Source organism: Vreelandella halophila (genome assembly GCF_019903425.1).
Classification (GTDB): Bacteria; Pseudomonadota; Gammaproteobacteria; order Pseudomonadales; family Oleiphilaceae; genus Halospina; species Halospina halophila.
On sequence record NZ_JACHUZ010000013.1, the window covers coordinates 1,767,258 to 1,789,416 of the forward strand.

Genomic DNA, 22,159 nt, shown 5'->3' on the forward strand with positions numbered 1-22,159 from the left:
CCCGGATCCAGTAATACAGGAGAGAGAAATGTCGAACGTGAAAGCGGCGTATCAGGCAACCAAAGGCTCAATGCTGGAGGTCGACCGGGAATTCTACGATGGCCTCAGGGCCTCGGCCGGAGAGCGCACCCTGGTGGCCTCCCACACGGTTCCCATCCGTAGTGGTCTCGCCTGGGAGGTGCCGGCAGGGCATGTGTTCCGGGTGCGGATCACCGATGGGCCCCAGGTCGGGGACTTCAATATGTGGAACCTGCACAACCCGCGTGAACGGATGTGGGCTTCCCGTACAAGGCAACTCCAAAGGGCGCATGTCAGCAACTACGACCGCCTGTGGTCGACGCTGCCGTATCTGCGTCCAATGGCGACGATCATTGACGATACCCTCGCTGACTATGGTGAGGATGCGGAAGGCGGGCGCGTCCACGACCTGCTCGGCACCCGCTGCGATCCTTACGTGAATCGGCTGCTGACCGGTGAGGACTTTGATTTCCACTGTCATTCCAACCTGGTAAGGGCCGTCGAGCCCTGGGGCCTGCACGAGGGCGATGTTCACGATGTCCTCAATATCTTCCAGTGCACTGGACTCAATGATGACGACCAGTACTTCATGAAAGCCTGCCCCGCGCGCCAGGGGGACTATCTCGAGTTCTTTGCGGAAACGGACCTGCTGTGCGCGCTGTCCTGCTGCCCCGGTGGCGACCTGTCGGTGGACCTTTGGGGCGAAAACGCCCGGGACCCTCTGGAGACATGCAACCCGCTGGGTGTTGAGGTCTATGCCGTTGAGCCGGAGCGCCTGAAAGGGTGGCAGCCGCCGGAGACCGCGAAATACCGCGGCCAGCACGGGCGCCGGGATCCCGGGATTGACTGGGAGCAGCGCAAGCGTGAACAGATGGGCCAGTAAGGAGGCCAGCACAGCCATGGCGCCACTGCTTCTCAATGCGGACATGGGGGAAAGCTTCGGCCCCTGGCGTATGGGCTGGGATGAGGCACTTATGGCCGTGGTGGATCTGGCGAACGTGGCCTGTGGCTTCCACGCTTCTGATCAGGACCACATGCGGAAAACCGTCAGGCTTGCCGGCGAGCATGGTGTGACCGTCGGAGCACACCCAGGGTATCCCGATCTTGTCGGTTTCGGGCGGCGCTCCCTCAGGTGTTCAGCCGATGAGGTCCAGAACCTGGTGCTGTACCAGGTAGGCGCGCTGGCCGCGTTCTGCCGGGCCGAGGGCGTTGCCCTGCAGTATGTGAAGCCCCATGGGGCGCTCTATAATGACATGATGCACCGCCCAGAGGTGCTGGAAGCAGTGCTGGATGCTGTCCGCCGCTTTGATCCCCAGCTCAGGCTCATGGTCATGGCAACGGGGGATGACCAGTGGGTTCAGCAGCTTGCTGGCGCCTACGGTGTCGGTATCTGGCTCGAAGCATTCGCGGATCGTGCCTATGATGCCCAGGGTTACCTGGTCAGCCGCAGTGAGCCCGGCTCGGTTCATTCCGAGGAAGAGCGTATCCTGGAACAGGCCAGCCGGATTGCCCGTGGGGAGCCAGTGAGCGCTCTGGATGGCTCTTCGATAACCCTGGAGGCGGACGCACTGTGTGTGCATGGCGATAATCCAGAGTCCATCGCTGCCGTGCAGCGGATACGCCGGATCCTCAGGGATGGAGTGAACAGAGGAGTGCAATGACCCCAAAGCTGCAGAACGCGGGTATAGACGCCTGGCTTGTCAGATTCTCAGAGCGGATCGATCCGGCGGTTCAGCCATGGATCAATGCCTTCTGCCAGGACTGTCGGGCCGCCTTTGGCAAACTGCTGGTGGATCTGGTGCCGTCCTATACCACGGTGCTGGTGCAGTACGACCCCGGGCAACTGGATGATACGGGCGCGCGGCGGATGATTGAGCGGGTGATTGAGCGGATGGCCCCTGATGGCAGTATGGGCAGCGGGCGTCTGGTGGAGATCCCTGTCTGGTATGACCCCAGCGTGGGGCCGGAGCTTGAGCGCATCGCCGCTCGCAACGACTGGACGCCCCAGCAGGTGGCTGACGCTCATGCCGCCTGCGAGTATCAGGTATTCGCGCTGGGGTTTGTTCCGGGATTCGCGTTCATGGGCATGGTTTCACCCCGGCTGGCAATGCCACGGCTGGCAACGCCCCGGCAAAAAGTCCCACGGGGAAGCATCGCCATTGCCGAACGCCAGACTTCGGCCTACCCGCAGCAGACCCCTGGCGGCTGGAACCTGGTTGGCCGCACCCCCGTGGTGCTTTTTGATGCTGAACGAATCCCGATGACCACACTGGAGCCCGGGGATCGGGTCCGGTTCACCCCCATCAGTCGCGACACCTTCATCAAGCTTGGTGGTGATACCAGCCCGGTGGAAGAGGTGCCCCAATGAGCCTGGCCGCAGCGCTTCGCGTCGAAAAAGCGGGGCCCCTGGCACTGTTGCAGGATGGGGGTCGGTTCGGGGTGCGTCACCTCGGCATTACTCAGGGCGGCCCCATGGACTGGCACGCCGCTGGCTGGGCCAATGCCCTGTTGGGCAACGATCCCGGTGCGGCGGTCCTTGAAGTGGCCATCGGCGGCCTGGCGCTTGTCGCGGAGGCGGAACTGACCCTGTCGCTGTGTGGTGCGGATCTCAGCGCCAGTGTTAACGGCCAGCAGCTGCGCCCCTGGCAACGGTTCACCCTCCAGGCAGGAGACCGATTGGCCTTCGGGATGCCGCGTTGCGGCATTCGCGCCTACCTGGGGGCCTGCGGCGGCTGGCGGGGTGTGCCCGCTTTGGGCAGTGTGGCCTGTGTTGGGCGTGAGGGCTTTGGCGGCCACAAAGGGGGCGGACGCCCACTGGACGATGGCGACCAGCTCCAGCCAGAAGCCCGTTCACAGCCATTGCATTTATTTTCGTGTGTGCCACCGGAATACCAGCCTGACTACGGCCAGCCCGCGGAGCTGGGCGTGATCCCTGGGGGCCAGACCGCTTTCTTTGATGGTGCCAGTCTGTACGAGGCGTTCAACGCGCCCTGGCAGGTGGACACCCGAGCTGACCGGATGGGGATACGGCTCACCGGCCCGGAACTGGTCTGCCACCACCCGGGCATGGTCTCCGAAGGCCTGGCCGCCGGCGCCATCCAGGTGCCACCCGACGGCCAGCCCATCTGCTTGATGAACGACCGCCAGACGATTGGTGGCTATCCCAGGCTGGGCACCTTGACGCCACTGGCGCGTGCACGGCTTGCCCAGTGCCAGACCGGGGAAACCGTCCGGCTCCAAGCGACTGCAACTGAGCGGGCACGCCGCGAGTACCTGGGGGCCCAGAAGGCGATAGGCTCCTTTCAGGGCCAGTGATTCCCGTGATTGACGCCTCCCCCCGCATCCTACACCCTTAGTCCCAAACGGCTTCTATGCCTCCGACACCACCTGTCGCAGGTGCCGCCCAGAATCCCGTTGCTCGCACTGATCCAGCGGCCCTCTGCATGGAGCCCGAATGAACACGGAAAACCACTCCGAGATTGCGTCCTTCATCTGGTCCATCGCCGATCTGCTGCGCGGTGACCTCAAGCAGTCCCAGTACGGCCGCGTCATCCTGCCGTTCACCCTGCTGGGCCGAGCCGCTGACCAGCCGTTCTACAACAGGTCCCCTCTGAGCCTCGCGTCCCTGTTGGACACGCAGATCGGCGAAGACCTGATGAGCTACGTACACTCGTTCAGCGCCCAGGCCAGGCCCATCTTCGAGCACTTCGTCCAGCAGCTGGAGAGCGGTAACCTGCTGTATCAGGTCGTCCAGGAATTCGCGGCCGTGGATCTGAGTCCGAAACGCATCTCCAATACAGTGGTATTGAATACGCAAAGGCAGGAATTCAAACGATTACACAGCAAGAGACTCGCGCTGGGGTAGCATGTTGTTTATGGAGTGATTTTGAGGTTACTGAAGTATTGGCGATGATGGTGTTATCTAGAATTCAGGAATATTGATAACGCTGAATTCCATTCATTACCTGTTAAGTGCATATGACTGAAACTTGTGAGATCGAAGTAATGATCAGGCGTGCTACGTCACGCTCCTATAAAGTTAGTGGCGGTCATTTCGAATACGGCAGCCTCTACCAAGCAGGTCTTTGCGGCGAGTCCTATGTTCTCCCGATCTCCCAAATCTATAAAATATTTGATCTTGGTAATGGGCGGCACGTCGTAGTTGTACCGAAGTGGCTGGCACGCAACGAGGGGCTTTTAAAGTATGAGCGTCAATAGTAGTTTTTCTGAGTTATAGCCCATGCATTCAACATTGGCATTAAGTCTACTTAGGTACAAGAATGGCACACACTTTCTACTCAGTTCGAACGGGTAAAAACAAGAATACTGAGGGGTTTGAGTTTCCCGAGTTTCTTGACCTGTTTTTCCGCTCATTTCGAAATTTCCAAGATGAGGGATACTTTGACGAGTACTTGGGTTGGCGTTGTGTTGACATGGGCGAGGTACCTGGAAAAGTCTCTGATGTAGAGTTGGACATTCTCTTAAAGATTCGAAAGCAAGGGATATGGCCTATTGAAGCGAACCTGGGCGACTTGGAAGAGGATGATGTTTTCGACCTTATTGAGTACCTCTACCAAACAGTATCAAAGCCGATAGATGGCACATTTCATGACTATGCTCGTTGTGGAATGCATTGGGAAACATTCAGAAAGTCTGAGGGTGAAGCAGAGTTTGCTCAAAAAATGAACGAACTATTAGCTTTGTATAAGGGCGCTTTTGAGCTCTCCCCGCAAGGTGAGATATTACACAAACCCGAGAAGGGCTTTGAATCGATTTTCGAAGCAGATATACCGTCTAGCAATGAGAACATAAAGGCTAGAGTAAATTCCGCTGTTTTACAGTATAGAAGGCACGGGTCAACGATTGATGACAGAAGGCAAGCCGTCCGTGATCTTGCGGATGTACTGGAGTATCTAAGGCCCAAGGTTAAGTCTGTCCTTACCAAAAAAGATGAAAAGGATCTTTTTAACCTGGCCAATAATTTTGGTATTCGTCACCACAATGACCAGCAAAAAACGAACTATGATGCTGCCTTGTGGCTAAGCTGGATGTTTTACTATTACCTAGCAACAATCCATGTGCTTCTCCGTAAACTTGGCAATCAGTCACTTAACAAATAGCCTTACTCGGCTCGGCTTGTCACGCTGCGCGCAACAAACCGGCCACTGCAAATGGCGTTAAGGAACCTCTGAATAACCAGTTTTGAACGCCAATTCCCGATTTCGATCCGGAGATGAACCGATTTCGGCGATAAATGCCCGGTCTATTTGTTCATCTTTTGTCCGGTTAACGCCTTTTTGGCGGCCACCGGACACACTTCCCCTACGCGGGGAGGTATCGTTCACCGACAAGCATGTTGCTGAACGCTGCCAACAGGTAAAGCCGATTGGCGTTCTTCGCCAGGCCGCGGTAGCGGACCTTAGCGTAACCAAACTGACGCTTGATGGTACGAAACGGATGCTCGACCTTCGCCCGAACACTGGCCTTGATCTTTTCCGCCCTGGCAAGGTTGCTGCCTTCCGCCAGCTGTCGGGTAACACCAGGGCGCCGGGCGATGAACCAGTCGACGTTCCGGTGCCGGTGCTCTTTGCGCTTCTCAATGCCCCGGTAACCGGAATCGCCAAAAACCCGTGTTTCATCGCCGTGGAGCAACGCGCCAGCCGCATTGAGATCGTGCTCATTGGCAGCAGTCACTTCCAGCGAATGGATCATCCCAAAACCGTCATCCACACCAGTGTGCATCTTCATTCCGAAATACCACTGGTTGCCCTTGCGGGTCTGGTGCATTTCCGGATCCCTCTCGCCGCTTTTGTTCTTGGTCGAGCTGGGCGCGGAGATGATGCTGGCATCCACGATGCTGCCTTCGCGCAGCATCAGGCCCTGGCGCTCCAGGTGCTTGTTCACTTCCTTGAACATCGCCTTGCCCAGGTTGTGCTGCTCCAGAAAATGGCGGAAGTTGAGAATGGTGGTTTCGTCCGGAATCGAATCGGCCAGGGTCAGGCCGGCAAAGCGGCGCATGGACTCGATCTCGTAGAGTTCGTCTTCCATCGCTGGATCGGAAAGGTTGTAGAACAGCTGCATGCAGTGGATGCGAAGCATCACCTGCAATGGATACGGCCGGCGGCCGTTCTCGCCCTTGGGATAGTAGCGGGCAACCTTGTTCTCCAGCTTCTTCCAGGGGATCAGCTGATCCATGCGCTCCAGGAACTTCTCGCGGCGGGTCTTGCGCTTTTTGTTCTGGTATTCGGCTTCGGCAAAGCTGATCTGGCTCATGGCGTGAAGACCTTCCCGATTGGTGGCTCTGGCGCTATTGTCGCAAATCCGGGGGCTTTTTCAGAGGTTCCTTAAATCTTAGAGGAGTCGTGCGTGACAAGCAAAAGAAATTATGAAGAGATCAGCCGAAAAATTGATCAACGGATGAACTCTTGGTACCTATTCTTGAATGAAATCTTCGGAGTCTTGGGCTTTGCCTTAGCGCTTTCAGTTGTAGGGCTTGAAGGTTCGCAGTTCTACGCATCGTTGGTTTTAGTATTTCTAGGAATATTATATATTCCAGAAGCAATTAAGAGGCGGCGCTTCATAAAGTTGCTCCGTAAAAATAGGCATCCGTCTTTAAGTCTTTTGAATTCACTTCGTGCTGGAGCAGCATACTGGTTCGGCCTTTCATTTTTGCTGCTGGTGGTATTAGGTGCTCTGGATAAGGATACGACATTTTGCGTAATATTTGGATGTTAGGAGGAAGCTCGTGGAATCGATAGACTTTATATATAAAATCAGAGTGGCAAAATTTTTCCAATGGGTGAGTGGGGGCACAGCTGCCGCTGCGCTAGGCTTATTCATTTTTACTGTTGGATTACCCACCGATCAGACGCAAAAATGGGTGGCGTTGTCTTTGTTCTCATTTTCCATGCCTATGCTCCTTGGTGCGTCAGCGATTTCAAAGGATATCCAAATTTTTGAGGCTACATCAAGCAAATCAGATCGCCTGCATTCGATGATGCTTACGGTGGGCGTGCTCTCGTTTATGGCCGGTTTTGGAATTCTCTGTTTCCTGATTAATTCTTGGCTGCCTATTATTATCGGAATAAGTTTCAGCATATCGGTACTATTGTATTCGTATAGCTACGATAGTTTGGTCGCTGAAACCAGTAGTCAAAAGCTCAGGACTTAACAAGTTGCTGCACGCGGATAAATTACTCGCTGCGCTCGCAATTTACCGGTGAGCAAAGCGTTAGGGAGTCAATCATGGCAGACGATTTCCGAGACCTCATAACTGGCAAAATTAGACTCCCCCATGTTGAAGACAAGCTGTTCACCGAGGCGGACGACTGGTGGATGAACGCCTGCCTAGACTGGTACCACGATGCTTCCGAGCTATACATAGTTGGGTACAAAGAAGCAGCTGATTCGTTGGTCGAAAGCGTTAATAACAGAAACGGAACAGGCGATTCGTTGGTGTTCCCAATAGTCTTTCTTTACCGTCAATATTTGGAATTAAGACTCAAGTCACTGCTTGAAGATGGCCGCCGTTTACTAGACAAACCCCATGAGGCTGGGGCCGAGCATCGTCTGTCTAAGTTGTGGCAACCAACTCGAGAAATCTTGCTTGAAGTTTGGCCAGAGGGAAATCGCGAACATTTGAAAATTGTGGGTAAGCTGATAGCCGAATTTGAAAAGGCAGATCCGCGGTCAACGTCGTTCAGGTATCCAAAGGATCTATCGGGGAAGAAGTCTGTGAAACTCGAGATACCTCGCCTTAATCTACGCAATCTTTCCGAGGTCATCGGTGCCATGGCTATCATATTAGAAGGGGCATCAGCTGGTATCTCAGAATATCTCAGCATCAGGCAGGATATGGACCATGGGTGGTAAGCTCCCTAACCAGGCCATGCACCGGATGCCAAACCCTCCGCTTCGCTCCGGTTTTGTCACCGGTGATGGCGGGCGTTGAGACTGTAGAAAAACCCCCGATTTGGTAGGCTAGCCCCGAGCAACAAGGAGTCGTTGGCATGCCCCGCTTCAAGCCCTACAACTACGACCAGGACGCGATGGTGGTGATCAACTACCGCCACCAGCTCCAGCCCGGGACCTTCGAATACGCCGTCCATTACCTGATCGAGCACAAGCTGGATCTGTCGGTCTTTTACCCCAAGTACCGTAATGGAGACACAGGCCGACTGGCCTACGATCCGGCCATTCTTCTCAAGATCATCCTGTTCGCCTACTCCAAGGGCATCACCTCCAGCCGCGAGATGCAGTGGTGCTGCGAGACCAACATCCTCTTCAAGGCCCTGTCCTGCGACACGGTGCCGCACTTCACCACCCTGGCGGCGTTCGTGAGCAACCACGCGGAGGAGATCGAAGCGCTGTTCGAGCAGGTCCTTCTGGTGTGTCAGGAACAGGGCCTTTTGGGCAACGAACTGTTCGCCATCGATGGCTGCAAGATGGCCTCGGATGCATCTAAGGAATGGTCCGGCACCTTCAAGGAACTGGGCGATAAGCGGGATAAGCTGCGCCGGCTGATCCGCCATAGACTCCAGGAACACCGCCAGCAGGATGAGGCCGCCACGGAGGCCGAGCTCGATCAGCAGATCCGGGAGGCCAGGACCATCCTCTCGCTGGATGAGGCGAAGAACAAAATAGACCGCTTCCTAAAGACGCAGAGCCCACGGAAGGGCCAGGGCAAGCGGAGCAAGGAAGTGAAGAGCAACATCACGGACAATGAAAGCGCCAAGATGACCACCGGCAAGGGCACCATCCAGGGCTACAACGGCGTAGCCACGGTGGATAAAAAGCACCAGGTCATCATTGACGCCCAGGCCTTCGGCGAAGGCCAGGAGCACCATACCCTGAAGCCGGTTCTCGAGCGCGTGGAGCAACGCTACCGACGACTGGGCATCAACGCCAATATTTTCCAACAAGGCACCATCGTCACCGCCGACACCGGTTCCGCCAACGCGACCCGGCCTTCGCCGAACAGAAGGCCAAATACGGCAAACGCCACCAGAACACCAGCCCATCACAATGGAAAGAGGTTATCCCGGCTAGCGAATTCGACTTCGATCCAGTGAACCTCACCTGCGATTGCCCTGCAGGAAACCGGCTCAGTTACCGGGGCAGCCGGGAAGATGAGAACGGCACCCCAAAAGCCTACTTCGAAGGCCGCCTACTCCAGTGTCGCCCTTGCCCGAAGAAACACCGATGTATGCACAATCCCCGTAGCGCCGATCACCGACACGGCGCTGGCCGACAGGTGAGTTTCCCTCTGGAACACAAGCGCCCGCCGAACTACACCGACTGGATGAAACATCGCGTCGACAGCCCCGAAGGCAAGCGCATCTACAGTCACCGGATGTCGGTGGTGGAACCGGTGTTCGGCAATATCGGAACGACCAAGCGACTGGACCGGTTCAGTCTGCGCGGCAAGCGCAAGGTCCAAGGGCAGTGGCAGCTATACTGCCTGGTGCACAACATCGAGAAGCTGGCCAACTACGGGCAGTTAGCGGCATAAGGCAGCGAGGCGGCAATGTACCGCCAGAAGCCGGTTGTGACGGGCCTTTTTAAGGCCGCCCATTGGCGAACTCGGCTAAACGGAGCCGGACACCGGAAGCGGTGCCAGATGATCGGACCAGCGAATGAGCTGGTGAAACGAACAATCAGGAAGGCTGTGGACTGCGCCCGGAAGCGGGTTTTTCTACAGTCTCGTTGAGACTGTAGAAAATGGAAACGGCGGTTCTATAAACGGTCAGCAGCCCGCTAAAGACCTGTAACTCTCCAGGTATACCGCCGCCTGATCCTCCAGCGGCATTGATTGCCAGGCGGTCGACTGGATGTGCCACGCCTCGTTCAGCTCCTCGACTTCCAGCCCTACGGCCGCGAGCGCGTTGGAATCGCCTTCCAGATACCGCGCAGCGGCTTGATAGACGGTTTCAGCGCCATGTGTATCAATCGCTTGCTCTACCTGCATGGTTATTCCTCTCTGTTCACTGATCCGACCACTGCGGTTCACGCTTCCCGATAAACGCGTTGATGCCTTCTTCCGCGTCATGCGTCATAAGATTATCGACCATGACCCTGGAAGTGTATTCATACGCCTCGGCGAGCGACATTTCCCGCTGCCGGTAAAATGCCTCCTTGCCGGTTTTCAGGGTCATGCTGGATTTCGAGGCAATCGTCTGTGCAATCCCAAGAGTGTAGTCACTGAGCTGTTCCTCCGGTACTGCCCGGTTGATCAGGCCAATGTCCGCCGCCCGTTCCGCATCAATCATCTCCCCCGTCAGGAGCATTTCCATGGCAGCCTTGTTTCCAACATTCCGGGACAGCGCCACCATCGGGGTTGAACAGAACAGGCCGATCGAGACACCCGGTGTTGCGAAACGGGCGGAAGGGGAGGCATAGGCGAGGTCACAGCTGGCAACCAACTGGCAGCCGGCCGCCGTGGCAACGCCATTCACCTCGGCGATTACCGGTTTGGGGTTGGTAACGATTCCCCGCATGACACCACAGCAGGCAGCCATGGTTTCCTCGAAGAAGGCTCGACCGCCATCCGGTGCCTGGCGTGCCTGTGTCATCTCACGCAGATCATGGCCGGCACTGAATGCGCGACCGTTCGCTGAGAGGATGATAACGCGGACGGAGGTATCCTCTGCGGCTTGTTCCAGAGCCGTCCGCAACTGCTTCAGCATGTCCATGGAGAGGGCATTGCGCCGTTCGGTATCATTCAGGGTCAGGCGCAGGATGCCCTCGCTGGTTCTTTCCCGCAGAAGAATGGGATCAGCCAGTTCGATCTTGGGGCACCGGTCCATTACCACCTTCATGCCACCCTGTTCGGCAATGCGCTCAGCCTTTTCATCGTGGATTCCGAGTTGTGCCCAGAGCACTGTCGCTCCGATACCCTGAGCTTCACGGGCGATGCCGACCAGCTCTGCGGATGGCCGGAAAACGTCCACCATATCCACGGGCCGGTCGATGAATTTCAGGGAGGGATAGACTCTGAGGCCGCAGATTTCGGTGACATCCGGCCGGGGGTTGACCGGTATCACCTCGTACCCGGCGCCAGTCAGGAACTGCAGCACCTCGTTGCTTGGCTTGGCTGGGTCAGCGCTGGCACCCACCATGGCAATGCGTCTGACTGATCCCAGAAGCTGCTGAATGTAGGCATCGGAATACTTGGCGCCGTATCGGGTATCCGTCATAGGTTCTCTCCCACCGATCATTCCCCGACCTTAGCCATTTGGCAGGAATGCCACAAGGTCGGCGCGGCGGAACGCCGAACCGCCGCGCTCCGCCGCCTATTTTTCCGCGACGTAGTACACCCAGCCGATGCTGTCGGCGTCGGCCTGGTCTACCCAGAACTGCAGTGCCTGCGAGGTGGCATCGACCACATCCCGGCCCACGCGCTCCTCGAATTCCGCGCGCCGGCGTTCCAGCTCGGATCGTACCCAGCCATAGGACAGGGCAACATTGAGCGACCAGTCCTCATGGCGCTGGATGGTAAAGCCAAGGTTTTTGATAGCGCGCTCGTAGTCGCTGTCATCCCACATTTCCGGCGCACCCACACGCTCATAGATGCGCCGGCGGTCGGCTTCCGGTGTACCGGCCCGGACCAGCAGCTCTGAAAAAACCAGCTTGCCACCGGGCTTGAGGACACGATGCGCCTCCTGCAACACCTTGTGTTTATCCGCTGCATGCAGGAAAGCTTCCTGTGACCAGTAGACGGAGAAGCTCTCGGCGTCGTAGGGCAGGGCGTGGAAGTCCGCCCAGGCGAAGTCAACCTTACTGTCGAGGCCGGCGTCACGGGTGAGCTCACGACCCCATTCGAGTTCCTTATCGGATATGTTGGTGGCAAGTACAGAGCAGCCGTACTCGCGCGCCAGGTAGCGCGCCATGGCGCCGTAGCCGCAGCCTACGTCCAGCACCTGGTCGTCAGGGCCGAGCCCGAGGTCTTCGCTCATGGTGCGGTTGGTGCGCTCCATGGCTGTGGGCAGGTCTTCGTCCGCGTGCGCGAACAGGCCCATGTGGATGTTCTCGCCCCAAATGTCCTTGTAGATGGCATTGGCGGCGCCGTCATAGTAGTCGCGCGTCTGCGCCACCACGTCTTCAATCGCGGTGTTCATGGTTCCTCTCCGGGTCATTCGGATTGACGGTGAAACCGGGGCGCATGAGGCCCCGGGGTGGTCAACTCGGAAGGGGTGTTCAGGCTTTCGGCTTGATTGCTACCTGCTGGACGAAGTCCACTTCATTGCGGTCGAAGGGCCGTTCGAAGTCGCCGTATTGGGTCAGGTTGGTAAAGCCGGTCTGTTCCAGAAGCTCCGACATGTAGTCCTGGCGCAGCGGGAACATGTTGAGCTGGAAGTGCGCGCCGTCGGGGAATCTGTACTCGAAACGCGCCAGGGTTGATGTCAGCTCGGCGGGATAGGCTTCTACGCCCTTGCCGGTGTAGTAGTGCTCGTGCTTGGAGCTGTAGCCGCCGTCGAGCATGGAGTCATAGTTGCGGTGGTCGATGATGATGATGCCACCGGGGCGCAATACCCTGTAGAAAGCCTGCATGGCCTGCACGCGGGCCTCGTGCTCGAACAGGTGAGTGAAGGAGTTGCCCAGGCACACCAGGGCGTCAAAGCGTTCCTCGCCCAGTTCCTCATCCAGCTTGACCCAGTCGGCCACCTGGCTGTGCGCGAAGGTCACGCCCACCTTGCTGGCGTTCTCGCGTGTGCGGGCGAGCATGTTTTCCGAGCCGTCAGTGGCGGTCACCTCAAGGCCGGAACGGGCCAGATTGATGCTGTTGAAGCCGGTGCCGCTGGCAACATCCACTACGTTGCTCGCGCCAGCTTCCTTGAGTAGCTTCTCGTAGAAGCCGCCTTCGGATGCCTTACGGCCTTCCCAGCCCACAAGGTCGTCCCAGTAATCGACGAAGTCGGGTGTGTACTGGCCGTATTGATTGCCGGTTCCGAGATTCTGAATAGTCATCTTACCTCCGTTGGTTTCGACGGTCGTTCCGTCAACGAGGTGTAGTCTGGCGCTGATCCGGTTATCATTACAGATTCAATGGAAGACTGATGTATCGGTACAGTTTTGCATTTAAGCGAACTGTACCGATTGAAGGGGGCGGTAACTGCCATGAATGATGCAACGGAACCCTGGCGCTACGAGACGGTGGCGAATGCCCTGGAAGCGCAGATCGAGGCGGGAACCTGGGGCGCCGGAGCGCGCCTGCCGGGGATGCGCAAGCTGGCAGCGCAGTTCGGAGTCAGTGTCTCCACCATCGTCACCGCTGAGCAGCTGCTGGAGGACCGGGGGCTGATCGAGGCGCGCCCGCGCTCAGGCTATTACGTGCGGGAACACCCCTGGCAGCCACCCGAGGCGCCGGAACGGTCCGCGCCGGAGAGCACGCCCACGGCGGTGACCGGGCAGGAGCTGGTGTTGCAGGTGGTCAAGGCGGCCAATGCACCGGACCAGGTGCGCCTGGGCGCTGCGGTGCCGCACGCCAGCTTTCTGCCCGCCCATGCGCTGCAGCGCTGTTTCGCCGGGGTGGCGCGGAACTGGGGCGACCGTGCTCTGGAATACGCCTTTCCGCCCGGACCGCCGGAGCTGCGCCAGCAGATCGCCCAGCGCATGGCCGATGCCGGCTGCCAGCACGCGCCCGAGGAGATCATCATCACCAATGGAGCCCAGGAGGCTCTTGCCCTGTCACTGCGGGCTGTGGCCAATCCTGGTGACGTGATCGCCATCGAGTCACCCACTTTCTACGGCCTTCTCCAAACCATCGAAGCCCAGGGGCTGCGCACGCTGGAGATTCCCACGGATCCCGATGAGGGCATTGCGCCCGAGGCGCTCGCCCTGGCGCTCGACCAATGGCCGGTAGCCGCCGTCATGGTGATGCCCAACTTCGGCAACCCGTTGGGGCACTGTGCGACGGACGAGCGCAAGCAGGCTCTGGTGGAGCTCTGCGAGGCCCGGCAGGTGCCGCTCATTGAGGACGACGTCTACGGCGATCTCAGCTTCCAGGCACCGCGCCCCTGGGCGGCCAAGGCGTATGAAAACAGTGGTGGGGTTCTCTACTGTGGTTCTTTTTCCAAGACGCTCTCGCCCGGATTGCGCCTGGGGTGGGCGGTGCCCGGACGTTTCCATGACCGGCTGGAGTACCTCAAGTATGCCTATAGTGCGGCAAGCCCCGCCTGGCCTGGGTTCGCCGTGACGGATTTTCTGGAACGCGGTGGCTATGATCGCTACCTGCGCCGCGTGCGCAGCGACTATGCCCGGGCGGTGGAGGCCATGCGGCGCGCCGTGGCGCGCTACTTTCCGGCAGGCACCCGTACGACCCGGCCAGTGGGTGGTTTTGTGCTCTGGGTGGAACTTCCCGAGAGCGTCGACGCCATCCAGCTCTACCGCCGGGCGCTTGCAGAGCGTATCAGTATCGCGCCCGGGCCCATGTTCTCCCCGACGGGCAGGTTCCAGCGCTTTATTCGGCTTAATTGCGCACAGCCCCGGGACGCGCGTCTGGAACGGGCTCTGGCGCGCGTCGGTGAACTTGCCAGCGAGCTCTTACCAGTGGCATGAATAGCACAGGATCATTTCTGGACTGGGATCATGATTTCATTATGCCGCAGAAACCAGGGCGTGAACGGTGGATTATAGCGGGCCCAGACTGGTTGGCCTGCTATCTTCAGGCGCTCCTGCGCAATCCATTCCTCAAGTTCATCCAAATGGCGCTGGAAACGTTTTTCGCTCCATGTTCCCGAGTACTCAATCACGGCAACGCGGCGGGCGGGAACGGTCTTAAGTGTCACCTTGGGGTTTGTTGGCTCTGGAAGTGTCTCAAGTGTGTAAGAGGACGGCATTACAAAAGCGACCGCCCAACCCGAGTCTGTTTGCCACTGCTCCACGGGCGCGGTCATTTCGATTTCTTCCGAGGCAGCTGTCTGCGTGACCGGTGACGTCATCGAGATACTGGCTTCAACCCTGTTCTCACCGGATATGTAACCGAACAGCCTATCGAACGCCTGGCCGCCGGCCTCCTCAAGTGAGGCATCAACCCGGGTTTCGGCAACAATGGCGCTGCCATAGTCTCTCAGCTCAAAGTCGCCGTCTTTTCGCACAATCTCGTATGAGGGCTGTTCAACAAACATGGCACACCCGGAAAGAAAGGCTCCGAGACAGAGTAATGCCAGCAGCCTGAATGTCTGTGTGATACCCATTAAGCACCTTCCCAGTGGGTTGAACTCTTGGTCAGCTTGCCGAGAAAAAAAGCGCCTTCGCAAGATCCGCGCCATGAAAGACCTGCCCGTGGAAGTCGATAATCGGGACTTCGTCCAAAGTATGGGCGAGGACACTGGCAGTCTGCTCTGCGTTCATGCAGTCACCACGCTTCAGTCGCTGGTTCAGCCATCCCGCGTGCGGTAGATCCAGAAGCCTGGCTTTGCTCAGGTGATCCTGTATGCCGGGTGTATTCACCAGGCCCGGCTGGAACAGGCTTACTGCTGGGTCGCCCTGATCCGGAACCAGTTCCCAAAGCATTACGACAGAACTGATGAAAAGGCTTACAGAGGGCAACCAATGCTGGTCGTGAATACGGCGAGCCGTTGCGGCTTCAGAGGTCAGTTCGGGGGAGCTCGAGGATCTGCATCAGCGCTATCGGGATCAGGGCCTGGCGGTGGTGGGCTTCGCCAGTGATGACTTCAACCAGGCGGCTGATACTGAGCAGGATGCGGCCGATGTATGCAGGGTCAACTATGGGGTCACGTTCCCCATGGTCGCTCCAACATCCGTTACGGGCGATCAGGCGAATCCGCTTTTTAGTATGATCCAGTCCCGGGGGCGGGCGCCGGAGTGGAACTTCTACAAGTATGTTCTGAATGCGGAAGGCAAGTTGACGGCCAGTTTCCCCAGTCGGGTGTTACCCTCAGACGCGGAACTGGTCGACGCAGTTGAAGCCGTGCTGAACGATTAGTTGCCAAATCTGTTCAACGTACTCACGGGAAGAGGAGTTTGCCCATAATGTCGGACTCGAAATCTCTCGCAACACTTCTCGATACGCTGCCTCAAGTGGGCGAGCTCAAATGGATCGGAATTCGTCCTGGCAGAGGTGAAGCGATGGAACCGCTTACGCGGGTCGGGGTCTATCAGGGTAGCGGTCTTGAGGGCGACCGGTATAAGGGGCGGTCAACGAGCCGTCGTCAGGTGACCCTTATCCAGGCGGAGCATCTCCCCGTCATTGCCTCCTGTTCAGGCCATGACAGTGTTGCGCCAGAGGCGTTACGACGTAACCTTGTGGTGTCCGGCATCAATCTCCTGGCCCTCAAGGGCAAGTGGTTCCGTGTCGGGGAGGTGCTTCTGGAATACACGGGCCCCTGTGACCCATGCAGTAAAATGGAGTCGCTTCTCGGGCCGGGCGGTTATAATGCCATGCGTGGACACGGCGGTATTACTGCTCGCGTCCTGGAAGAGGGGGAGATTGCGGTGGGCGATGCCTTATGGCGCGAGCCCTTTGCAGTATAATGCCCTCAGCGGTCCACTTGATCAGGGTCGTGGCAGTGTTCTGTTGGTCACAGGAGCAACCGTTGTCCGAGATCGAAATCCGTCAGGCTACCATTGAAGACTCGACCCTGATCCTGGGGTTTGTCAGGGAACTCGCCATCTATGAGAAAGCAGAGCATGAGGTATCGGCGACGGTGGCCGATATCGAAAATGCCCTGTTCCGCAGTGAAACCACCACGGAAGCCGTGATCTGCAGCATTGCTGGCAGGCCCATCGGCTTTGCGGTCTATTTCTTCAATTTCTCGACATGGCTCGGCCGGCATGGTCTGTACCTTGAGGATCTTTATGTGTCTCCTGAGTACAGGGGCAGTGGCGCCGGGAAAACACTGCTCAAGCACCTCGCGCGGTTCGCCGTATCAAAGGGCTGCGGCCGCTTTGAATGGACGGTTCTGGACTGGAATGAACCGGCAAGACGGTTCTATGAGTCTATTGGAGCGGAACCACAGAGTGAGTGGGTGAACTACCGTCTGGCAGGGCAGGCACTGGTGGACTTTGCCGCCGGTTCGTAGGCCCGCGGCAGGGCTACTGGTTCAGGGGCCTCTGGTGTTTCAGAAGATGCTGCTCCAGACGGCGGAAGCCATAGACGATCAGGAACGTCAGGGCCATATAGACAAGGGCAACCGCAACGAACGCGGTGAACGGCGCGTAGAACCGTGAGTAGATATCCCTTGCGGCACCGGTCAGATCCACAATGGTGACCACGCTGGCGATAGCACTGGCGTGGAGCATGAAGATGACCTCGTTGGAATAGGCCTGGATCGCCCGGCGGAAGGCGCTGGGCAGGACAATGCGGCGCATGCGCAGGGCCCAGGACATGCCGTAGGCCTTGGCTGCTTCGACCTCGCCCTGGGGCGTTGCCATCAGGGCGCCGCGGATGATTTCCGTGGTGTAGGCAGCGGTGTTGAGGGTGAACGCCAGCAGCGCCGGGTAGAACGGATCCCGGAAGATATCCCACCAGAATGTTTCCTGGATGCCCTCGATCTGCCCGATCCCGTAGTAGATGATGTAGAGCTGGATCAGCAGGGGCGTACCCCGGAAGATATAGGTGTAGAGCCAGACCGGGCCAGAGACGAAGGGATTCCTGATGGTGCGCAGAATGGCCAGCGGGACCGCCAGAAACAGGCCGATGACCAGTGACAGGAACACCAGCTGCACCGTCGTGACAAGCCCGCCCCAGTAGTGCATGACCGTGGTGGCGTTGAAGATCTCGTTCTGGTTGAGCAGCTCCGCAAGGAATTCGGGCATGGCTCAGATGCCTCCCACGACGCCGGCATTCGCGCGCCGGTTGAGCCACTTGATGGCCAGCTCGGTGATTGCCGTCAGGGAAAGGTACATAACGGCAACCGGAATGAAGAACTTGAACGGGGCATGCTCCGCCTTGCTGGCCTGCTCGGCGATGCGGACCATATCCGACAGGCCAATGACCGAGACCAGGGCCGTGGTCTTGAGCAGTACCTGCCAGTTGTTACCGATGCCCGGCAGGGCATGGCGCAGCATCTGGGGGAACATGATCCGGAAGAAGACCTGGAAGCGGTTCATGCCGTAGGCGCGTCCCGCCTCGATCTGACCGGTAGGGACGGCAAGAAAGGCACCCCGGAATGTTTCCGTCATGTAGGCGCCGAAGATCAGTCCGATGGTCAGGACACCGGCCATGAAGGGGTCGAACTGAACGAAGAAGTCGATCCCGTGGTTGTAATAGAGGTAGTCCGACAGTTGGTTCATCAGAACCTGGCCGCCGTAGTAGAACAGCATCATCATAACCAGGTCGGGGATGCCGCGGATCACCGTGGTGTAGAAGGTCGCAGCGCCCCTGGCTGCCCGGCTGCCGGAGAGCTTGGCGGAAGCACCAAGCAGCCCCATGGCGAGGGCCAGCGCCAGGGAGGCGAAGGCCAGCTCTGTGGTGACGATGGCACCGCGGAGCAGCTCCGGGCCATAGCCGTGGAAATCAAGCATGGACGCGGCCATCCGTTACTACATCTTGATGCTGTAATCGAAATAGCGGTTCATGATGGTGTCATAGGTACCATCGTTCTTCAGCGTTTCCAGTGCCTCGTTAATCTCCTTCGCCAGCTCCCTGTCACGCTTGCGCATGGCAACCGCCACGCCTTCGCCAAGCTTGACCGGTTCGCCGATTTCCTTGAAGTTGTCCTTGGTAAGGAAGTATTCCTCGCCCACGGGGTAATCCACGAACACCAGGTCGAGCCGGTCGCTTTCAAGATCCAGCCTCATATCATCGGCGGTGGTATAGCGCTTGACCTCAACAATGTTGCCCAGGTTCTCGGTCACGTAGTTGTCCATGGTGGTGCCGCGCTGCACACCGACAACCCTGCCTTCCATCGCAGAGCGGTCGGTCACGTCCACGCTGGTGCTTTTCTTCGCGAACCAGCCACCCGGTGTACGGTAATAGGGCTCGGAAAACAGTACACGTTTCGCGCGCTGCTCGGTGATCGACATGGAGGACATGATGGCGTCGTACTTGCGCGCCATAAGGCCGGGAATCATGCCGTCCCAGGCCTGAACCACGAAGTCACACGCACGGTTCATCTCTTCGCACATGGCTTCTGCAAGCTCCACTTCGAAGCCGGTCAGTTCGCCTTCCGGCGTCCTGTACTCAAAGGGTTCGTAGGGAACGTCAAACGCGATGCGGAGCGGGCGCTCCTGGGCCTGTGCCAAGCCGGTCACCATGGCAAGGATACAGCCTGCGGCGATCAGGAATTGTTTCATGGTGGTGACTCCGTGGTTCTGTGATTGAGACGTTGAGTGATTGTTCGAAAAGCGCGCAGGATAGCAAGGATCAGGCCAGCCCGGGAAACATCAGAAGATCGATCTCTGGAAGTTGGGAGCCAGGAACTGCTTTACGCGCTCTGAGGACGGGTTGTTGAAGACCTGTTCCGGAGAGCCCTGTTCCTCGATCCGGCCCTGATGCAGGAACATGACCTGGCTGCACACATCCCGGGCAAAAGCCATTTCATGGGTGACCACGATCATGGTGCGGCCTTCCTCGGCCAGCTTCTGCATCACCCGCAGGACATCCCCGACGAGTTCCGGATCCAGTGCCGAGGTTGGCTCATCGAACAGCATGACTTCCGGCTCCATCGCCAGTGCCCGGGCGATGGCGGCCCGTTGCTGTTGCCCGCCTGAGATCTGGGCCGGGTAATAGTCCTTGCGTTCACGGATGCCCACTTTCTCCAGATAGGCTTCCGCGCGTTCGATGGCTTCCTTCTTCGGCACTTTCAGAACATGCACCGGCGCCTCGATGATGTTCTCCAGTACGGTCATGTGGGACCAGAGGTTGAAGTTCTGGAACACCATGGACAGGCGAGCGCGGATCCGCTCGACCTGGCCCTGATCCGCCGGGACCCGGATACCCTTGCGATTCTGCTTGAACTGGATGGGCTCCCCGTGAACGATGACCTCCCCGGAGGTGGGCGTCTCCAGCAGGTTGAGGCAGCGCAGGAAGGTACTCTTGCCGGAGCCGGAGCTGCCGATCATGGAAACGACATCGCCTTTCTGCGCCTCGAGATCCAGACCACTGAGAACCGGCGTGTCACCGAAGGATTTATGGATATCGCGGCAGACGAGAGGGGCGCAGTCATCGACCATGTCGTGCTCCTGGGTTCATGGTAGGCGCTTTTTACGGACTGTGGCGGCAAAAATCAATAGCGCCCTGGCGAACGGATGATGAGCACGTGCCTGTCCGGAATCGACGAGATCCACAATCAGTGTGGTGACGTCAAGTGCGGTATGCGCAGCCCGGATACCGCTGGCAACCTCATTCAGTCTGGAGCATTTTCGCCCGCCGGGAATCAGGTCATGGCTTTTGAGCGCCATCCAGAATGCCGAAGCCCGCCCCGGTCAGGCGCTCTGCCAGTGCCTTGATATGGGCCGGGCCGACCTCGCAGCAGCCGCCGACGATGGTCGCTCCCTTCTCAACCCACTGGAGAACGTGGTCGGCATAGGCATCTGGATCCAGGTCTTTGCGTGCCTCCAGCACGTCAACAGTGCCACCGGGCTCGAGTGCCGCTACGGAGGTGAAGGCGTTGGCATAGCCGCCGAAAGGTACGCCCAGCTCAGCCAGTATATCCATGGCGGTCGTCAGCGCTTCCGGCACCGCACAGTTGACCAGTACGGCATCGGCCCCGGCTTTCACGGCCTCCCGTGCAGCCTCGGCCAGCGACTCGCCGGAACGCAACCGGGTGCCGTCAGTGTCATCCACAGTGAAGGCCGTCCATACCGGCAGGCCGCTTTCTACTGCCGCAGTCGTGGCCGCGCGTGCCTCGTGGGCAATGGACATGGTTTCGCAGAGAAAGAGATCGACGCCACCGGCTTTCTGAGCCTGGACCATCTGTCGGTATTCATGGAGGCAGGTGGTTTCGTCATGAGCAACCTCCGGTCGATAACTCGCCACCAGCGGCGGCAGACATCCTGCGATCCGCACATTCTCACCGCTTTCGTCGCGCGCCTTGCGGGCGGCGTTCAGGGCGGCGCTGTGCAGTGGCTCAAACAGCCCGGGTTCACCGTCGCGGGCCAGCCGGGTTGGCGTTGCACTGTAAGTATTGAGGGTGATGACGCGGGCACCGGCATTGATGAAGTCGCGGTGAGCATCGACGACCAGCTCCGGCTCATCCAGCATGACCTGGGCGGACCAGAGCGGCGAGGCCGGCTGGGTGCTGCGCCGTCTGAGTTCCTGGCCCATACCGCCGTCCAGAAGTACTACCTGCTCTTTTTCTGAGGCCATTGTTTGGTATCCCGTTGTTGGTTTGGCTACAAGAACCGGTCTCTGGACACTAGTCCTTTCCGTGGAAAGGCTCAAGGGCGGTATTTCATCAAATCCGGAATCCATTTCACGCGATACAGGCGTAAACTGGACCAGTTGGACGTTTCCCGTGGAGACTGTAATGACCGCATTAAGCCTCGATCTGGATGAGACTCTATGGCAACTGGACGGCGTCATTGAGCAGGCCGAGCGGGCCCTGCATGATTACCTGCTGGCGCACCACCCAGCTGTCGCCGCGGCCTATCCCCCCGAGCGAATGCGGGCTCTTCGTGCTGATCTCGTTGAATCGGATCCCTCGCTGAAACATGATGTGACTGCCCTGCGAATTCGCACCCTTGAGCATGCTGCGCAGGGCGCAGGCCTCCCGAGGCGGATTGCCGAAGAGGCTTTTGAAGTCTTTCTGGAAGCACGGCATCGAGTACAGTTTTACCCTGATGCATTGCCGCTCCTTGAGCGGTTGCATGGGCGTATGCCGCTGGTCGCCCTGACCAACGGCAATGCCGATGTGCATCGGCTTGGGATGGGCCATTACTTCGTGGCGTCACTTTCCGCTGTCGAGGTGGGCGCCGCGAAGCCTGAGCGCCTCATGTTCGAGGCGGCGGCTGACAGCACGGGGACCCCCATGCAGAGCCTGATCCATGTGGGCGATGATCCTTTCACGGATGTTGCTGGTGCTGCCCGGCACGGTCTGCGTGCGGTTTGGCTCAATCGTACCGGTGCGCCCTGGCCGGTGGACCTGCCGCCGGTGTTCCATCACGAGATCCGGAGTCTGGATCAGCTTCCGGAATTACTCGCACGCTTGGAGCCCGAGCTGGAGCTGCTGTGAGTAGG

26 protein-coding genes and 3 pseudogenes are annotated in these 22,159 nt (G+C 58.5%); 17 read left to right on the forward strand and 12 right to left on the reverse strand.

Annotated features, from left to right (window positions below; translation table 11 throughout):
* Positions 1–28 precede the first annotated feature (28 nt).
* The 6 genes from H4I92_RS12515 (at position 29) to H4I92_RS12540 (ending at position 5,138) form a co-directional block, all read left to right on the forward strand.
* Positions 29–901 carry an urea carboxylase-associated family protein gene (locus H4I92_RS12515; RefSeq protein WP_077530912.1) on the forward strand — a complete coding sequence of 291 codons (873 nt, stop codon included), beginning with the start codon at positions 29–31 and terminating at the stop codon, positions 899–901.
* A 16-nt stretch (positions 902–917) separates the two neighbouring features.
* Positions 918–1,679, forward strand: a complete 762-nt coding sequence (locus tag H4I92_RS12520; protein ID WP_077530913.1) for a 5-oxoprolinase subunit PxpA — start codon at positions 918–920, stop codon at positions 1,677–1,679.
* Complete coding sequence (gene pxpB, locus H4I92_RS12525) at positions 1,676–2,386, forward strand: 5-oxoprolinase subunit PxpB (RefSeq protein WP_077530914.1); 711 nt, start codon at positions 1,676–1,678, stop codon at positions 2,384–2,386. The genes H4I92_RS12520 and pxpB overlap by 4 nt, the downstream gene beginning before the upstream one ends.
* Positions 2,383–3,333 (forward strand): 5-oxoprolinase subunit C family protein, encoded by a 951-nt coding sequence (locus tag H4I92_RS12530; protein WP_077530915.1) that lies wholly within the window; start codon positions 2,383–2,385, stop codon positions 3,331–3,333. The genes pxpB and H4I92_RS12530 overlap by 4 nt, the downstream gene beginning before the upstream one ends.
* Before the next feature lie 139 nt (positions 3,334–3,472).
* Positions 3,473–3,883 carry a type I restriction-modification system subunit M N-terminal domain-containing protein gene (locus tag H4I92_RS12535; protein ID WP_077530916.1) on the forward strand — a complete coding sequence of 137 codons (411 nt, stop codon included), beginning with the start codon at positions 3,473–3,475 and terminating at the stop codon, positions 3,881–3,883.
* A 415-nt stretch (positions 3,884–4,298) separates the two neighbouring features.
* Entirely contained in the window at positions 4,299–5,138 is an 840-nt protein-coding gene (locus tag H4I92_RS12540; protein ID WP_077530917.1) for a hypothetical protein, read from the forward strand.
* A 202-nt stretch (positions 5,139–5,340) separates the two neighbouring features.
* Here the strand turns inward: H4I92_RS12540 and H4I92_RS12545 are convergent, their stop codons facing one another.
* Positions 5,341–6,291: an IS5 family transposase gene (locus H4I92_RS12545; protein ID WP_077528626.1), complete on the reverse strand. Its 951-nt coding sequence runs from the start codon at positions 6,289–6,291 to the stop codon at positions 5,341–5,343.
* Positions 6,292–6,384: 93 nt separating this feature from the next.
* Here H4I92_RS12545 and H4I92_RS12550 point away from each other — a divergent pair, with 93 nt between their 5' ends.
* The 6 genes and pseudogenes from H4I92_RS12550 to H4I92_RS16925 form a co-directional block, all read left to right on the forward strand.
* Positions 6,385–6,753 carry a hypothetical protein gene (locus tag H4I92_RS12550; RefSeq protein WP_143512681.1) on the forward strand — a complete coding sequence of 123 codons (369 nt, stop codon included), beginning with the start codon at positions 6,385–6,387 and terminating at the stop codon, positions 6,751–6,753.
* A 10-nt stretch (positions 6,754–6,763) separates the two neighbouring features.
* The gene (locus tag H4I92_RS12555; RefSeq protein WP_143512683.1) at positions 6,764–7,189 is read left to right on the forward strand and encodes a hypothetical protein; all 426 of its coding nucleotides are present in this window, start codon (positions 6,764–6,766) and stop codon (positions 7,187–7,189) included.
* Positions 7,190–7,263: 74 nt separating this feature from the next.
* Positions 7,264–7,890: a hypothetical protein gene (locus H4I92_RS12560; protein WP_077530919.1), complete on the forward strand. Its 627-nt coding sequence runs from the start codon at positions 7,264–7,266 to the stop codon at positions 7,888–7,890.
* Positions 7,891–8,027: 137 nt separating this feature from the next.
* Positions 8,028–8,565 (forward strand): annotated as a pseudogene (locus H4I92_RS17175) (transposase); the annotation flags it as partial.
* Positions 8,566–8,645: 80 nt separating this feature from the next.
* A pseudogene (locus H4I92_RS17180) lies at positions 8,646–8,963 on the forward strand (IS1182 family transposase); the annotation flags it as partial.
* A gap of 2 nt (positions 8,964–8,965) precedes the next feature.
* Positions 8,966–9,529 (forward strand): annotated as a pseudogene (locus tag H4I92_RS16925) (transposase); the annotation flags it as partial.
* A 234-nt stretch (positions 9,530–9,763) separates the two neighbouring features.
* Here H4I92_RS16925 and H4I92_RS12570 read toward each other — a convergent pair.
* The 4 genes from H4I92_RS12570 to H4I92_RS12585 all read right to left on the reverse strand — a co-directional run bounded on the left by H4I92_RS12570 (position 9,764) and on the right by H4I92_RS12585 (position 12,984).
* The gene (locus H4I92_RS12570; protein WP_077530920.1) at positions 9,764–9,985 is read right to left on the reverse strand and encodes a hypothetical protein; all 222 of its coding nucleotides are present in this window, start codon (positions 9,983–9,985) and stop codon (positions 9,764–9,766) included.
* Positions 9,986–10,001: 16 nt separating this feature from the next.
* Positions 10,002–11,213 carry an enoyl-CoA hydratase gene (locus H4I92_RS12575; protein ID WP_179105705.1) on the reverse strand — a complete coding sequence of 404 codons (1,212 nt, stop codon included), beginning with the start codon at positions 11,211–11,213 and terminating at the stop codon, positions 10,002–10,004.
* A 96-nt stretch (positions 11,214–11,309) separates the two neighbouring features.
* A complete protein-coding gene (locus tag H4I92_RS12580; RefSeq protein ID WP_179105706.1) occupies positions 11,310–12,134 on the reverse strand; it encodes an SAM-dependent methyltransferase in 825 nt (274 codons plus the stop codon).
* A gap of 79 nt (positions 12,135–12,213) precedes the next feature.
* Entirely contained in the window at positions 12,214–12,984 is a 771-nt protein-coding gene (locus H4I92_RS12585; protein WP_077530922.1) for a class I SAM-dependent methyltransferase, read from the reverse strand.
* Positions 12,985–13,134: 150 nt separating this feature from the next.
* Between H4I92_RS12585 and H4I92_RS12590 the strand changes: the two genes are divergently transcribed.
* Complete coding sequence (locus H4I92_RS12590; protein ID WP_077530923.1) at positions 13,135–14,574, forward strand: aminotransferase-like domain-containing protein; 1,440 nt, start codon at positions 13,135–13,137, stop codon at positions 14,572–14,574.
* An 11-nt stretch (positions 14,575–14,585) separates the two neighbouring features.
* Here H4I92_RS12590 and H4I92_RS12595 read toward each other — a convergent pair whose 3' ends face one another.
* Positions 14,586–15,212 carry an SOUL family heme-binding protein gene (locus tag H4I92_RS12595; protein WP_218668209.1) on the reverse strand — a complete coding sequence of 209 codons (627 nt, stop codon included), beginning with the start codon at positions 15,210–15,212 and terminating at the stop codon, positions 14,586–14,588.
* 31 nt (positions 15,213–15,243) lie between these two features.
* The gene (locus H4I92_RS12600) at positions 15,244–15,531 is read right to left on the reverse strand and encodes a hypothetical protein (RefSeq protein WP_077530924.1); all 288 of its coding nucleotides are present in this window, start codon (positions 15,529–15,531) and stop codon (positions 15,244–15,246) included.
* Between the two features lie 52 nt (positions 15,532–15,583).
* Between H4I92_RS12600 and H4I92_RS12605 the strand changes: the two genes are divergently transcribed.
* From H4I92_RS12605 to H4I92_RS12615, 3 genes are all read left to right on the forward strand, one after another.
* Positions 15,584–15,964, forward strand: coding sequence for a hypothetical protein (locus H4I92_RS12605; RefSeq protein WP_218668285.1), 381 nt, complete (start codon positions 15,584–15,586; stop codon positions 15,962–15,964).
* Positions 15,965–16,107: 143 nt separating this feature from the next.
* The gene (locus H4I92_RS12610; protein ID WP_245800905.1) at positions 16,108–16,512 is read left to right on the forward strand and encodes an MOSC domain-containing protein; all 405 of its coding nucleotides are present in this window, start codon (positions 16,108–16,110) and stop codon (positions 16,510–16,512) included.
* Between the two features lie 62 nt (positions 16,513–16,574).
* On the forward strand, positions 16,575–17,060 hold the full coding sequence (locus H4I92_RS12615; protein WP_218668210.1) for a GNAT family N-acetyltransferase: 486 nt from the start codon (positions 16,575–16,577) through the stop codon (positions 17,058–17,060).
* A gap of 13 nt (positions 17,061–17,073) precedes the next feature.
* Here H4I92_RS12615 and H4I92_RS12620 read toward each other — a convergent pair whose 3' ends face one another.
* The 5 genes from H4I92_RS12620 to H4I92_RS12640 all read right to left on the reverse strand — a co-directional run bounded on the left by H4I92_RS12620 (position 17,074) and on the right by H4I92_RS12640 (position 21,289).
* The gene (locus H4I92_RS12620; protein ID WP_077530927.1) at positions 17,074–17,796 is read right to left on the reverse strand and encodes an ABC transporter permease; all 723 of its coding nucleotides are present in this window, start codon (positions 17,794–17,796) and stop codon (positions 17,074–17,076) included.
* A gap of 3 nt (positions 17,797–17,799) precedes the next feature.
* Positions 17,800–18,504, reverse strand: coding sequence for an ABC transporter permease (locus tag H4I92_RS12625; RefSeq protein WP_077530928.1), 705 nt, complete (start codon positions 18,502–18,504; stop codon positions 17,800–17,802).
* A gap of 18 nt (positions 18,505–18,522) precedes the next feature.
* The gene (locus H4I92_RS12630) at positions 18,523–19,275 is read right to left on the reverse strand and encodes a transporter substrate-binding domain-containing protein (protein WP_077530929.1); all 753 of its coding nucleotides are present in this window, start codon (positions 19,273–19,275) and stop codon (positions 18,523–18,525) included.
* A gap of 90 nt (positions 19,276–19,365) precedes the next feature.
* The gene (locus tag H4I92_RS12635; protein ID WP_077530930.1) at positions 19,366–20,154 is read right to left on the reverse strand and encodes an ABC transporter ATP-binding protein; all 789 of its coding nucleotides are present in this window, start codon (positions 20,152–20,154) and stop codon (positions 19,366–19,368) included.
* Between the two features lie 208 nt (positions 20,155–20,362).
* On the reverse strand, positions 20,363–21,289 hold the full coding sequence (locus tag H4I92_RS12640; RefSeq protein ID WP_077530931.1) for a homocysteine S-methyltransferase family protein: 927 nt from the start codon (positions 21,287–21,289) through the stop codon (positions 20,363–20,365).
* 160 nt (positions 21,290–21,449) lie between these two features.
* Between H4I92_RS12640 and H4I92_RS12645 the strand changes: the two genes are divergently transcribed.
* Entirely contained in the window at positions 21,450–22,154 is a 705-nt protein-coding gene (locus H4I92_RS12645; RefSeq protein WP_077530932.1) for an HAD family hydrolase, read from the forward strand.
* Positions 22,155–22,159 lie beyond the last annotated feature (5 nt).

Excerpts from the sequence above, each read along its gene's own strand:
- H4I92_RS12585 (WP_077530922.1), bottom strand. The coding sequence starts at position 12,984 with ATGACTATTCAGAATCTCGGAACCGGCAATCAATACGGCCAGTACACA.
- H4I92_RS12595 (WP_218668209.1), bottom strand. The coding sequence starts at position 15,212 with ATGGGTATCACACAGACATTCAGGCTGCTGGCATTACTCTGTCTCGGA.
- H4I92_RS12540 (WP_077530917.1), top strand. The coding sequence starts at position 4,299 with ATGGCACACACTTTCTACTCAGTTCGAACGGGTAAAAACAAGAATACT.
- H4I92_RS12515 (WP_077530912.1), top strand. The coding sequence starts at position 29 with ATGTCGAACGTGAAAGCGGCGTATCAGGCAACCAAAGGCTCAATGCTG.
- H4I92_RS12545 (WP_077528626.1), bottom strand. The coding sequence starts at position 6,291 with ATGAGCCAGATCAGCTTTGCCGAAGCCGAATACCAGAACAAAAAGCGC.
- H4I92_RS12625 (WP_077530928.1), bottom strand. The coding sequence starts at position 18,504 with ATGCTTGATTTCCACGGCTATGGCCCGGAGCTGCTCCGCGGTGCCATC.
- H4I92_RS12520 (WP_077530913.1), top strand. The coding sequence starts at position 918 with ATGGCGCCACTGCTTCTCAATGCGGACATGGGGGAAAGCTTCGGCCCC.
- H4I92_RS12635 (WP_077530930.1), bottom strand. The coding sequence starts at position 20,154 with ATGGTCGATGACTGCGCCCCTCTCGTCTGCCGCGATATCCATAAATCC.
- H4I92_RS12645 (WP_077530932.1), top strand. The coding sequence starts at position 21,450 with ATGACCGCATTAAGCCTCGATCTGGATGAGACTCTATGGCAACTGGAC.
- pxpB (WP_077530914.1), top strand. The coding sequence starts at position 1,676 with ATGACCCCAAAGCTGCAGAACGCGGGTATAGACGCCTGGCTTGTCAGA.
- H4I92_RS12575 (WP_179105705.1), bottom strand. The coding sequence starts at position 11,213 with ATGACGGATACCCGATACGGCGCCAAGTATTCCGATGCCTACATTCAG.
- H4I92_RS12600 (WP_077530924.1), bottom strand. The coding sequence starts at position 15,531 with ATGCTTTGGGAACTGGTTCCGGATCAGGGCGACCCAGCAGTAAGCCTG.
- H4I92_RS12570 (WP_077530920.1), bottom strand. The coding sequence starts at position 9,985 with ATGCAGGTAGAGCAAGCGATTGATACACATGGCGCTGAAACCGTCTAT.
- H4I92_RS12560 (WP_077530919.1), top strand. The coding sequence starts at position 7,264 with ATGGCAGACGATTTCCGAGACCTCATAACTGGCAAAATTAGACTCCCC.
- H4I92_RS12640 (WP_077530931.1), bottom strand. The coding sequence starts at position 21,289 with ATGGCCTCAGAAAAAGAGCAGGTAGTACTTCTGGACGGCGGTATGGGC.
- H4I92_RS12580 (WP_179105706.1), bottom strand. The coding sequence starts at position 12,134 with ATGAACACCGCGATTGAAGACGTGGTGGCGCAGACGCGCGACTACTAT.
- H4I92_RS12535 (WP_077530916.1), top strand. The coding sequence starts at position 3,473 with ATGAACACGGAAAACCACTCCGAGATTGCGTCCTTCATCTGGTCCATC.
- H4I92_RS12590 (WP_077530923.1), top strand. The coding sequence starts at position 13,135 with ATGAATGATGCAACGGAACCCTGGCGCTACGAGACGGTGGCGAATGCC.
- H4I92_RS12620 (WP_077530927.1), bottom strand. The coding sequence starts at position 17,796 with ATGCCCGAATTCCTTGCGGAGCTGCTCAACCAGAACGAGATCTTCAAC.
- H4I92_RS12610 (WP_245800905.1), top strand. The coding sequence starts at position 16,108 with ATGGAACCGCTTACGCGGGTCGGGGTCTATCAGGGTAGCGGTCTTGAG.
- H4I92_RS12630 (WP_077530929.1), bottom strand. The coding sequence starts at position 19,275 with ATGAAACAATTCCTGATCGCCGCAGGCTGTATCCTTGCCATGGTGACC.
- H4I92_RS12530 (WP_077530915.1), top strand. The coding sequence starts at position 2,383 with ATGAGCCTGGCCGCAGCGCTTCGCGTCGAAAAAGCGGGGCCCCTGGCA.